Source organism: Nocardia noduli (genome assembly GCF_019038455.1).
Taxonomy (GTDB): domain Bacteria; phylum Actinomycetota; class Actinomycetes; order Mycobacteriales; family Mycobacteriaceae; genus Nocardia; species Nocardia noduli.
Genome location: NZ_JAFMPL010000088.1, coordinates 23,217 through 34,814, shown reverse-complemented (window position 1 = coordinate 34,814; position 11,598 = coordinate 23,217). Strand labels below are relative to the sequence as shown.

The following is an 11,598-nucleotide window of genomic DNA, read 5'->3' as shown; positions in this document are numbered from 1 at the left end:
CGGGGTTACGACCCGGTCTACGGCGCCAGACCGCTGCGCAGGCTGATCCAGCAGGCCATCGGCGACACCCTCGCCAAGGCACTGCTGGCCGGAGAGATCATCGACGGCGACACCGTGAAGGTGAATGTCAGCAAGGACGGCGACACCCTGATCGTCGGTAAGTAACTCGCGCGCCGCGCGCGGATTTCAGGTCCGCGCGCGGCGCGTTGCCGTACACGCGCCCGCCATCGGCGCGACCTGATCGCCGGATGCGCGGACCCGGCATATCGTGGAGGCCATGACGAACCCGAAGGATCCCTGGGGACAACGGCCGGACGATGCGCCGACCGAACACCTCGGTTCGCCGGGGCAGTCCGGATTCGACAGGTCCGCCCACACCGACGACCCGACCGTCGCCTACGGCGGCAACGACCCGACCGTGGCCTACGGCGGCACGAGCGACCCCACGGTCGCCTACGGCGGCGCCGGGGCGCCCGAGACGTCGAGGTATCCGCAGGCGGAGCAATTCGAACCGTGGGCGCCGCCCCCGCCCAACGCCACCCAGCAGATGCCGACCCACGAAAGCCAGTGGGGCGGTTACGAGAGCGGTGGCGCCCCCTACGACAGCGGGTACGGCAACCAGTGGGCGGGCCACCAGGGACAGCCCGGCGCGATGCCCCCCGGCGGACCGCCGCCCGGCGGCTACGGCCCGGGCGAACCGCCGCCACCCAAGCGCAACACCGGACTGTGGATCGCGCTGGCGCTCGGTGTGATCGCGCTGATCGCCGTGGTCGGCGTCGCCGCGGGAGTTCTGCTCGGCAACAAGGAGTCCGAGCCGTCGTCGAACGCGGCGGGTACCAGTCGCGTCTTCCCCACGCTCGGTCCGTCCTCCACCGGCGTGCAGCCGTCGGATCCGGTTTCGCCGAGCGGTGTGCCGGGTCTGCCCGGCCTCGACGGCATCGGCGCGACGATGGGAACCATCAGCGCCAACGACGGCGCCACGCTGACCCTGAGCACCCTGTCGGGCGATACCGTCACCGTGCGGACCAGCGCGAAAACCCAGGTGATCTCGCTGTCGAGTACGAAGGTCAGCGAACTGCCCGTCGGCGATGTGGTGATGGTGCAGGGCGACGAGTCCGCGGACGGTTCCATCGACGCGAAACTCATCATCAGCGCCGCGCTGCCGGGGGGACCGCGATGAACCGCGCCGCCATCCGGCCCGGCGCGCGACCAAAGGCGGGCTCTGCCCGGCCAGGACCATTAGGGTAGAGCGCGATGACGGCAATGTGGTTCGGGTTGGCGGCGATCGCACTGGTTGGTGCGATCGTGTTGCTGTATTTCGATCGGGTCCAACGGCAGCGGACCGGTCACGCGCGGCAGGTCTGGGCGAAGGCGCAGGGGTACACCTACGTATCGGTGGAACCGGCGCTGCCCGCGACCTGGCGGCGCGGTGCGCTGGCCAAGTTGGGTTACCTGTCCGCGGTCGACGTGGTCTCCGGTATCCGCAAGGGCGAGAAATTCGTGCTGTTCGATCTGGAGGACGCGGCGACGCTGGTCGCGGTGCGCAGGCAGATCGGCTCGGATATCGACGTGGACATGCGGCTCAAATCCGCGTCGCCGCCCAAGGACGCCGATCTGGAACTGCTCGGCGCGATCGGTGACAGGGTCGTATTCGCGACCAACCCGGAAATCGCCAGGCATGCCGTCGACCAGCGGATGGTCGCCTTCATCGAGGGTCTGCCCGATACCGTGCAGATGCTGTGGAGCGAAGGCAACTGGACCCTCGGCATGCTCTCGGTCGGCACCTCGGCCAAGGATTGGGAGACCGCGATCGACGCGGTGCTGCGGCTGTCCGGTCTGCTGCACGTACTGCCCCCGGTCGCCGAACCGCGCGGAACCGATTCCGGCAGTCACGATCCCGGAAGGCCGCATCCCAAGCGTCGGCCCGCCGACACCGATCACGAGGATGAGGCCGAACCCGCGCGTGGGTCGGTACCCGACGTCGAGTCCGAACGCCCCCGCGAGGGCCGCGCCTACGCGGGCCGCCCCTACGACGGGCCGCTCGACGCCGAATCGTCGCGCAGGCCGTCGCTGGCGGTGGTGCCGGATTCACGGCCGCGCGTGCGCGAGGACAGCGGACCACGGGTCGCCGATTCCGAAGACTCCGCCGCCGACCGTCGCGGGGAGCAGCGCCCTCCCGAAGTACGTGACGAGGACGAGCGTTCCGACGAGGTGCCCGCCGCGCTGTCGCGCGAGGAGGCCCCCGAACAGCCCGGCGGGCCGTTCCACCCGGGATTCCGTCCGTACCAGGGCCCCGTCCCGAAATAGAACCGCGGGTCCACGGTGACCCGCTCGATTGGATTGCGTCGCAATGACCGATAGTGCCGATTCCGCGCGTCTACCCGGCGCGACCAGACCCGTCGCGTTGATCACCGGACCCACCTCCGGTATCGGCAACGGCTTCGCCCAGCGCCTCGCCTCGCTCGGTTACGACCTCGTGCTCGTCGCCCGCGACAAGGATCGACTGACGGCGCTGGCGGAGGAACTGGAGCGCAAATTCGCCACCCGCTCGGAGGTGCTCGCGGCCGATCTCGCCGACGCCGACGATCGTGCGAAGGTCGCGTCCCGCGCCGCCGAGGGTGTCGAATTCCTCGTCAACAACGCGGGTTTCGCGCATTCGGGCGAATTCTGGACCCTCCCGTACGAGCAGTTGCAGGCCCAGCTCGATGTCAACGTGACCTCGGTGCTGCGATTGACCCACGCGGCGCTGCCCGCCATGATCGCCGCGGCCAAGGGTTCCATCGTCAATGTGGCCAGTGTGGCGGGTCTGGTGCCGGGACGGGGCTCGACCTATTCGGCCTCCAAGTCCTACGTCGTATCCTTCACGGAAGGGTTGGCGGGTGGTCTGGTCGGAACAGGTGTCCGCATCCAGGCGCTGTGCCCCGGTTTCGTCCACACCGAATTCCACGAGCGTGCAGGTATCGAGATGACTTCGCTGCCGAAACCGCTGTGGCTGTCCGTCGAGCAGGTCGTCGCCGGTTCGCTGAGCGATCTGGACAAAGACCGGGTGATCAGCGTGCCCGGTGCGCAGTACAAGGCGCTCACCACGGTGGCCGGGCTGGTGCCGCGAACCCTGCAGGTCCGGATCAATCGCGGCCTGTTCAACTCACGCGGAAGGACTTAGACATGATCGACGAGGCGACATCGCATGATTCCGCTCTCGGCGCCGAGGTCGGCTCCCAGGCCGGTTCCGACCGTGATCGATTGGCCGCGCTGGTGCGCGAACTCGCGGTGGTGCACGGCAAGGTGACGCTGTCCTCCGGCAACGAGGCGGACTATTACGTCGACCTGCGTCGCGCCACCCTGCACCACCGGGCCGCGCCGTTGATCGGCCGGTTGCTGCGCGAGCTGGTTGCCGACTGGGATTTCGATTCCGTCGGTGGGCTCACCATGGGCGCGGACCCGGTGGCGTTGGCCGTGATGCACGCGCCGGGCAGACCCATCAACGCGTTCGTCGTCCGTAAGGCCGCCAAGACACACGGCATGCAGCGTCAGATCGAGGGCCCGGATATCGTCGGCAAGCGCGTGCTGGTCGTCGAGGACACCACGACCACCGGAAATTCCCCGCTCACGGCGGTGCGCGCGTTGCGCGAGGCCGGTGCCGAGGTGGTCGGTGTGGCAACGGTCGTCGACCGCGAAACGGGGGCGGATCAGGTCATCGCGGCCGAGGGACTGGAGTATCGCTCGATCCTCGGTCTCAAAGATCTTGCGCTGGGATAGCCTGGTCACAGGTTTAGTTGTCCGAACGGCAGAGGACGTGTGAGTCACCAGTGGTGAGCATTGCAGTCAATAAGAGTCGCGAGAATGTTGCGATGCTCGGAATCGGTGCGTACCGCCCCCAGCGCGTGGTGAGCAACGCCGTGGTGTGCGAGACCCTGGACTCGACACCCGAGTGGATCTTCGAGCGCACCGGAATCCGTACCAGGCGCTGGATCAGCGGTGACGAGACGCTGCGATCGATCTCCGCGGCCGCCGGTGAGCGCGCCCTGGTGAACACCGGAATCGACCGGACGAAAATCGGCGCGCTGATCCTATGTACGTCGAGCTGGCTCAAACTGACCCCGCACGGCGCTCCGACCGTGGCCTCGGACCTGGGCCTGAACGGTATCGCCGCGTTCGACCTCACCTCCGGCTGCGGCGGCTTCGGCTACGGGCTCGGTGTGGCCGCCGACCTCATCCGCGCCGGTTCGGTCGATTACGTCCTGGTGATCGGCGCCGAGACGATGACCGTCGGCCTGGATCCCAACGACCGCGGCACCGCCATGATCTTCGGTGACGGCGCGGGCGCGGTCGTGGTCGGTCCCAGCGAGGAGAACGGCATCTCGCCGACGGTGTGGGGCAGCGACGGCGAGAACGCCGAGGCCATCGCCCAGGACGTGAACTTCCTCGAGTACATGGACAGGGCCCAGGCGTTGCAGGGCACCGACCCGTCGGTCGAGGCCGTCGGCCGGATGGCGCTGCGGATGGAGGGGCCGCGCGTATTCCGTTGGGCCGCCGTCACTCTGCCGCGCGCGCTGTCGAACGCGCTCGAGGTGTCCGGTGTGTCCAAGGAGGACATCGAGGTCTTCGTGCCGCACCAGGCCAACGCACGTATCAACGAGTTGATGAAGAAGAATCTCGGTCTCGCCGACGATATCCCGATGGCCAACGATATCGAGAACACCGGCAACACCTCCGCCGCCTCCATTCCGCTGGCGATCGAGGAGATGCTGGTGACCGGTAAGGCCAAGGGCGGGCAGACCGCGCTGCTGCTCGGCTTCGGCGCCGGTCTGAGTTACGCGGGTCAGGTCGTCACGCTGCCGCCCGCCCCCAAGGAGCCGAGTTTCGGTGCCTGATTCGCCGCGTCCTTTCCGGATCGGTTTCCTCGCGGCCGCTGCCGTCACCGTCTACGGTGCCGTCACCGGCCGCGACTCGTTCCAGCGGGCGGCGAAACCGCTGCTGATGCCGCTGCTCGCGGCCGATGTGGTGACCTCGCCCGCGTCGCTGGACGGCACCGATCGCCGTGTGCTGCTCGGTTCGCTCGCGGCGGCCACCGTCGGCGACGTCCTGCTCATCGAACCGGACGACGACCGTCGCCTGGTGGTGGGCGCGTCGTTCTTCGCGGTGATGCAGACCGGCTATTCGACGTTGTGGCTGCGTCGCGGCGCCCGCCCGACCGCGGCCAACGCCGTCCCGCGCGTGGTCGCCTGGCTCGGCGCCGCCGCACTGTTGCGCGACAGGGCGCCGTCCGTCGCGGCACCGCTGACCGCCTACGGCGCGACACTCGGCACCGCCGCCGTGCTGGCCTCGGATCCGGCGCTCGCACCCGACGCGAAACAGATCGCCGGGCTGAACGTTCCCGGTCCCGATCCGCGCAGTCGTCTCGGCCTGGGCGCGCTGCTGTTCACGGTCTCCGACGGTCTGATCGTGGTGCGGCGGCTCTTCGCCCGCACCGAGCGATCTCGCCGGATCACCGAAGGCGTGATCCTCGGCACCTACGCCGCCGCCCAGTATCTGCTCGCCGATCCGCGCGCCCACGCGAAAACACCGCGCTAGCAACCTTTTCAGAGCACCAGGATGATCCGGTCCCGGTTGGACGGATCGACGCGGATCGAGATGATCTCGCCGACAGCGAGTTTGGCCCGGTCGCCCGGCATGACGTCGAAAACGACGGAACCCCGGTATGTTTCGGATCCCGGAACGACGAGTTCGAGATCGAGTTCGGTGAGTTCGCTGTGGTGGTCGGTGCGCCGGAGCGGGTGCACGCGTTCGATGGTGGCCCAGCCCTCCAGGCCGTGGTGCAACAGCCTGCGGTCGGCCTTGGACGGCCGGGCGGCCAGCAGCATGCCGAGGCCGACGCAGGAACCGAACAGTCCGACCAGCGCCACGATCTGATATGGGACGGTGCCGGGCGGGGTGCGCCGCACCAGCCAACCCAGCCAGAGGCCGAGCAGGATCAGGTACCCGGCCGTGACGCCGAGCACCGTACGGAGAACGCGCGCGTGATCCATCTCTGTCTCCACCCCGACAGCCGTGCTTCTCCAGGATAGATCCGCCGACACCCGCCGCACCGTTCGATTCGCCGAGGTGGTCGCCTCGTGCGACGTACACGGCTAACGGCCGGACGGTCCGGCCATTACCATCACCGCATGAGCTATCCGCCGCCGATGGACAAACAGCCCGAGGAGCCCTACGGGCAGCAACCCTATGGGCAGCCGTACGGCCAGTCGCAGCCTTACGAACAGCAGCCTTACGACCAGCAGTCCTACGGCCAACAGCCCTATGGTCAACAGCCTTACGGCCAGCAACCCTACGGGCAGCCACCGTACGCACAGCCCTACGGTTACGGTTTCGGCGGACCGCCGGACCATCCGCAGGCGACGACGGTGCTGATCCTCGGCATTCTCAGCCTCGTGCTGTGCCAGTTGTGCGGGCCGTTCGCCTGGGTGATGGGCGGCAAGGTCCTCAAGGAGATCGACCAGTCGGGCGGAACGATCGGCGGCCGCGGCAACGCGAAGGCCGGTTACGTCTGCGGGATCATCGGAACGGTCATGCTGATCGCCTTCCTGGCCCTGCTGGTCGTGTACGTCATCATCATCGCGGTCGCGGTCGGTTCGTCCAACTCCTACTGATCCGTTTCCGGTCATCGCGCGGGGGGCCGATACTCGGCGGCATCGGTGCGATGGCCGGAATTAGCATCATCGGGGTGAACCACCCAGAGTCGGACGTCCCGGTCGGCGGTAACGCTGTCTCGGACATCCCTACGTCGGATCATCCAGCCGCGGATCACTCGATCGCGGACGATCCCGTGCCGGACGACCGCGCGGTGGATGATCGTGCCGGGGACGAACGCGCCGGGAACGATCTCACCGGGAACGAGCGCGCCGGGGTCGATCCCGGCGGCGACGGTCCCGGTGTGGATGATCGCGCCGGGGACGACTCCCCGCATCCGGGGCCCACCGAATGGGGTGAGCATCCGCACGGAGTCGGCCCGTGGGACCGGGAGCACGGCACATCCGTTCCCGAGGATCCGCGTCTCGACCCGGAACTGATCACCCACGGTGATCGGCGCAATGTGGTCGACGCCTATCGGTACTGGACCCGCGAGGCGATCGTCGCCGATATCGATCGACGACGGCATCCGTTCCACGTCGCCATCGAGAACTTCGGCCACGACGCCAATATCGGCACCGTCGTGCGGACCGCGAACGCCTTCGCCGCGGCGGCGGTGCATATCGTCGGGCGCAGGCGCTGGAATCGGCGCGGCGCCATGGTCACCGACCGCTACCAGCACATCGAACATCACGCCGATATCGGCGAACTGCTGGAATACGCCGCGCGCCACGATCTCACCGTCGTCGCGGTCGACAATGTGCCGGGTTCGGTGCCGCTGGAGACCGCTCGATTGCCGCTGCGTTGCCTGTTGCTGTTCGGCCAGGAAGGCCCCGGCGTCACCGACGACGCAAAACAAGCGGCCGCGATGACTGTTTCGATCGCCCAGTTCGGTTCGACGCGGAGTATCAACGCCGGTGTAGCTGCAGGTATCGCAATGCATGCATGGGTTCGCCAGTATGCCGATTTGACTACCTCTTGGTAACGGAATGGGGAGCAAAACCCGGCGGATAACTGGCACCATTGAGGCATGACCTCGCGGAGCCCCCAGGCAGGCCAGGATGCCGCATCGTCGCCCGCGATGTGGTCGGAGCGCGCGGATATGGCGGAATCCGCGATCGTCTCGCGCCATCTGCGCGCGCTGTGGGCGTTTCCGGCCACGGAACTCGGCGTCGTCGGCTGGCCCGCGACCAGACGCGAGCGCGCCTTCGGCTCGTGGCACTACTGGTGGCAGGCCCATCTGATCGACTGTGCCGTCGACGCCGCCGACCGGGTGCCGACGCCCGCGCGCCGTAAACGCGTGGTGGAGATCCTGCGCTCGCATCGCCTGCGCAATATCACCGGCTGGACCAACAACTACTACGACGACATGGCCTGGCTGGCCATCGCCGCGGAACGCGCCGGGCGCACCCAGGGCGTCACCGTCGCGAACCGCGGTATGGCCGCGCTCGAGCGCAAGCTGTACGAGGGGTGGAATCCGGAGGTCGGCGGCGGACTGCCGTGGCGGACCGGGTCGGACTACTACAACGCGCCCGCCAACGGGCCCGCCGGAATCGCGATGATGCGCCTCGGTCGTCATACCCGCGCGCAGGAGATCGCCGATTGGCTCGACGCCACCCTGCGCGACCCCGAGACGGGACTGATCCTGGACGGCATCCACCTGCCGTCCGGCACGATCGAGCGTCCGACCTTCACCTACTGCCAGGGTGTGGTACTCGGTCTGGAGGCCGAACTGGCGGCGCACACCGGCGCGCCGCGTCATCTGGAACGGGTGCATCGCCTGCTCGACGCGGTCCAGGACCACATGACCGTCGGCGGTGTCGTCAAAGGCGGCGGTGGCGGTGACGGCGGTCTGTTCAACGGAATCCTGGCCCGCTACCTCGCGGTGGTGGCCGAGACGCTGCCCGGTTCGGACCGTCAGCAGGTCGAGGACCGCGCGACCGCGGCCGCGATCGTGCGCGCGTCGGCGTCGGCTGCGTGGGCCAACCGGCTCGACGTCGAGGGTGAACCGCTGTTCGGTGTGAACTGGGCCCAACGCGCGCAGATGCCGGGCGGCAGCGCGGGAGCGGGTTATTTCACGGCGGGCGGTTCGGTGACACCGTCGAAGATCCCCGAGCGCGATCTGTCCGTGCAGTTGTCGGGCTGGCTGTTGATGGAGGCCGCCTACCGGGTCAGCGCCGCAGGTCTGTGAACGGTCGCCCACTCCGGTCCGGCGCGGCGGTCAGCTCTCGGCTTCGGCCACGACGGCCGCGTCCACGTCGAAATCCTCGGCGGGCCGGGCCATCTCCTGCCGGTAGTGGCGCATCCCGATGGCGGTTCCCGCGATCAGGCCGATCACCAGCGCGACGATCACCGCAGGCATCAGCCACGGCACCCGCTCCAGGAAACCACCCGCGTAATAGCCGATGAGCAGCAGCACCGGCGCCCAGATGACGGCGCCGATGGTGCTGGCGACGGTGTACTTGCGATGGTCCATATGCGCCGCGCCCGCGACCATCGGGCACAGGGTGCGCACCCACGGGATCCAGCGGGCGACCAGCACGGCCAGGAATCCGTGCCGCTCCAACAACCCCGAAACCCGTTGCAGATTCGCGGTGTTGATATAGCGCCCGTTCTTGCGCGCGACCAGACGATGCCCTGTCCGCTGTCCGATGACATAGCCCACCTGATTACCGCTGATCGCGGCGACCATGGCGCCGATCGACAGCGCCCACACCTGCGTCTCGCCGGTGGCGTGCGAGGCCATCACGATGCCCGCGGTGATCAGCATCGAGTCGCCGGGCAGGAACAGCCCGACGATCAACGCGCATTCGAGGAAGACGAAAGTGAGAACCACAGCCCAGACGAGCGCGGGGCCCGCCGAGATCAATGGATCGAACGTGCCCACCGCCAGGGGCAATGACGCCGTCGACACCGGATCAGTGGCTCGACTCGCTGGTCGCGGCGACGGTCAGCTCGGACTCGGGCCGCGTCTCGGTGGCCGAGTTGCGCCCGAGGATCTTCCTCGCGACCGCGAAGATGCCCGGCAGGATCGAGACGAAGACGATGCCGAGGAAGATGGCCTCGACGTGGTCGCGGATGAAGGCGACGTTGCCGAGGAAGTATCCGAGCACCGTGATGCCGCCCGCCCACAGGATCGCGCCGATGATGTCGAAGGCGACGAAGGTGCGGTAGTTCATCTTGGACACGCCCGCCAGCACGGGCATGAAGGTGCGCACGATGGGAACGAACCGCGCCAGGATGATCGTCTTGGGGCCGTGTTTCTCGAAGAAGGCGTGCGTCTCGGTGACGTAGTGCTTCTTGAAGAATCGGGTGTCTTCCTTGTGGAAGATCTTGGGACCTATCCCGCGTCCGATCCAATAGCCGGTCTGATCACCCGCGAAGGCGATGAAAGTGACCGCGGGAACCAGGATCCAGATATTGACCGGGTTGTTCACCTGCGCGGCGAGCAGGCCGCCGGTGAACAACAGCGAATCGCCGGGGAGGATCGGGAAGAGAAGACCGGTCTCGATGAAGACGATGATCAGGATCGCAGGCAGTACCGCGTTCTTCAGCCACGATTCGGTGAGCAGATACATCGGATCGAGCAACTGGGTCAACGCGACGTTACTCGTCACCGATTCGGTCGCTGCCAGCAGAATCACGCGGCCTCCTGTCCATGGTGCGGCTGGCCTAGGGGTTTGCTTGCCACCGCGTCGGAAGCTGCCAGCGCAATTACCTCGACCACAGTACCGGGTGGAAGCGGGAAACTTTCGGTCGAGGAGAAAAACTGTGCGTGCACTCGTCGCCAACTCACAGCCCGCTCCCAGGGTGCCGTCCGAGACGGGACGACGGGTGCGTTGGGTCACGAAACGCTACTGCCTTAGGGTAATGCCTGACAGAATTGTCTTTTGCCGCACAACACGGAGGTCTTCACTGTGCCCATCGCGACTCCGGAGGTCTACGCCGAGATGCTCGGTCGGGCCAAAGCGCACTCCTTCGCCTTCCCGGCCATCAACTGCACCTCGTCGGAGACGATCAACGCCGCGATCAAGGGCTTCGCCGACGCGGGCAGTGACGGCATCATCCAGTTCTCCACCGGCGGCGCGGAATTCGGTTCCGGCCTGGGCGTGAAGGATATGGTCACCGGGTCGGTCGCGCTGGCCGAGTTCGCGCACGTGATCGCGGCGAAATACGACGTCACCATCGCGCTGCACACCGACCACTGCCCCAAGGACAAGCTGGACAGCTTCGTGCGTCCGCTGATCGCGATCTCGCAGGAGCGCGTCAACGCCGGGCTGCCGCCGCTGTTCCAGTCGCATATGTGGGACGGTTCCGCGATCCCGATCGACGAGAACCTCGAGATCGCCAAGGAACTGCTCAAGGCCGCCACGGCCGCGAACATCATCCTCGAGGTCGAGATCGGTGTCGTCGGCGGCGAAGAGGACGGCGTCGAGGCCGAGATCAACGACAAGCTCTACACCTCGTCCGAGGATTTCCAGAAGACCATCGACGCGCTCGGCGCGGGCGAGAACGGCAAGTACCTGCTGGCCGCCACCTTCGGCAACGTGCACGGTGTGTACAAGCCGGGCAACGTGGTGCTCAAGCCGGAGGTGCTCGCCGAGGGGCAGCGCGTCGCGGCCGAGAAGCTGGGCCTGGGAGCCGACGCGCAGCCGTTCGATTTCGTCTTCCACGGCGGCTCGGGCTCGCTGAAGTCGGAGATCGAGGACTCGCTGCGCTACGGCGTGGTGAAGATGAACGTCGACACCGACACCCAGTACGCCTTCACCCGGCCCATCGCCGGACATATGCTCGCCAACTACGACGGCGTGCTGAAGATCGACGGCGAGGTCGGCAACAAGAAGGTCTACGACCCGCGTTCGTACCTGAAGAAGGCCGAGGCGGCCATGACGGCGCGCGTTCTCGAGGCGTGCAATGATCTGAAGTCCGCGGGACGGTCGATCAGCGCCTGACCCCTTCTCAACCTCT

Annotated in this window: 14 protein-coding genes; 11 read left to right on the top strand and 3 right to left on the bottom strand. The window is 67.4% G+C overall.

What is annotated here, in order from left to right; translation table 11 throughout:
• The 7 genes from JZ792_RS31590 to JZ792_RS31560 all read left to right on the top strand — a co-directional run.
• Positions 1 to 165: ClpB D2-like domain containing protein (locus JZ792_RS31590; RefSeq protein ID WP_216916445.1), on the top strand; the 165-nt coding region annotated here is incomplete at its 5' end.
• A 112-nt stretch (positions 166 to 277) separates the two neighbouring features.
• Complete coding sequence (locus tag JZ792_RS31585) at positions 278 to 1,180, top strand: DUF5666 domain-containing protein (RefSeq protein WP_216916428.1); 903 nt, start codon at positions 278 to 280, stop codon at positions 1,178 to 1,180.
• A gap of 74 nt (positions 1,181 to 1,254) precedes the next feature.
• A complete protein-coding gene (locus tag JZ792_RS31580; protein ID WP_308165528.1) occupies positions 1,255 to 2,307 on the top strand; it encodes a TtfA family protein in 1,053 nt (350 codons plus the stop codon).
• A gap of 43 nt (positions 2,308 to 2,350) precedes the next feature.
• Complete coding sequence (locus JZ792_RS31575) at positions 2,351 to 3,163, top strand: SDR family NAD(P)-dependent oxidoreductase (RefSeq protein WP_216916426.1); 813 nt, start codon at positions 2,351 to 2,353, stop codon at positions 3,161 to 3,163.
• Positions 3,164 to 3,165: 2 nt separating this feature from the next.
• Positions 3,166 to 3,759 carry an orotate phosphoribosyltransferase gene (gene pyrE, locus JZ792_RS31570; RefSeq protein WP_254190625.1) on the top strand — a complete coding sequence of 198 codons (594 nt, stop codon included), beginning with the start codon at positions 3,166 to 3,168 and terminating at the stop codon, positions 3,757 to 3,759.
• 50 nt (positions 3,760 to 3,809) lie between these two features.
• Entirely contained in the window at positions 3,810 to 4,874 is a 1,065-nt protein-coding gene (locus JZ792_RS31565) for a beta-ketoacyl-ACP synthase 3 (RefSeq protein WP_216916424.1), read from the top strand.
• On the top strand, positions 4,867 to 5,574 hold the full coding sequence (locus tag JZ792_RS31560; protein ID WP_216916422.1) for a lysoplasmalogenase: 708 nt from the start codon (positions 4,867 to 4,869) through the stop codon (positions 5,572 to 5,574). Before JZ792_RS31565 ends, JZ792_RS31560 begins: the two co-directional genes overlap by 8 nt.
• Positions 5,575 to 5,582: 8 nt before the next feature.
• Here JZ792_RS31560 and JZ792_RS31555 read toward each other — a convergent pair whose 3' ends face one another.
• Entirely contained in the window at positions 5,583 to 6,029 is a 447-nt protein-coding gene (locus tag JZ792_RS31555; protein ID WP_216916420.1) for a DUF3592 domain-containing protein, read from the bottom strand.
• Positions 6,030 to 6,167: 138 nt separating this feature from the next.
• Between JZ792_RS31555 and JZ792_RS31550 the strand changes: the two genes are divergently transcribed.
• From JZ792_RS31550 to JZ792_RS31540, 3 genes are all read left to right on the top strand, one after another.
• The gene (locus JZ792_RS31550; RefSeq protein WP_216916447.1) at positions 6,168 to 6,650 is read left to right on the top strand and encodes a DUF4190 domain-containing protein; all 483 of its coding nucleotides are present in this window, start codon (positions 6,168 to 6,170) and stop codon (positions 6,648 to 6,650) included.
• A gap of 284 nt (positions 6,651 to 6,934) precedes the next feature.
• Positions 6,935 to 7,615, top strand: a complete 681-nt coding sequence (locus JZ792_RS31545) for a TrmH family RNA methyltransferase (RefSeq protein ID WP_216916440.1) — start codon at positions 6,935 to 6,937, stop codon at positions 7,613 to 7,615.
• 117 nt (positions 7,616 to 7,732) lie between these two features.
• Positions 7,733 to 8,821, top strand: a complete 1,089-nt coding sequence (locus JZ792_RS31540) for a glycoside hydrolase family 76 protein (protein WP_216916438.1) — start codon at positions 7,733 to 7,735, stop codon at positions 8,819 to 8,821.
• A gap of 30 nt (positions 8,822 to 8,851) precedes the next feature.
• Here the strand turns inward: JZ792_RS31540 and JZ792_RS31535 are convergent, their stop codons facing one another.
• Together JZ792_RS31535 and JZ792_RS31530 are read right to left on the bottom strand one after the other, a co-directional pair.
• Entirely contained in the window at positions 8,852 to 9,529 is a 678-nt protein-coding gene (locus JZ792_RS31535) for a DedA family protein (RefSeq protein ID WP_216916436.1), read from the bottom strand.
• A gap of 19 nt (positions 9,530 to 9,548) precedes the next feature.
• On the bottom strand, positions 9,549 to 10,208 hold the full coding sequence (locus JZ792_RS31530; RefSeq protein WP_216916434.1) for a VTT domain-containing protein: 660 nt from the start codon (positions 10,206 to 10,208) through the stop codon (positions 9,549 to 9,551).
• A 339-nt stretch (positions 10,209 to 10,547) separates the two neighbouring features.
• Here JZ792_RS31530 and fbaA point away from each other — a divergent pair, with 339 nt between their 5' ends.
• Positions 10,548 to 11,582, top strand: coding sequence for a class II fructose-bisphosphate aldolase (fbaA, locus tag JZ792_RS31525; RefSeq protein ID WP_216916418.1), 1,035 nt, complete (start codon positions 10,548 to 10,550; stop codon positions 11,580 to 11,582).
• The last annotated feature ends 16 nt before the right edge of the window (positions 11,583 to 11,598 follow it).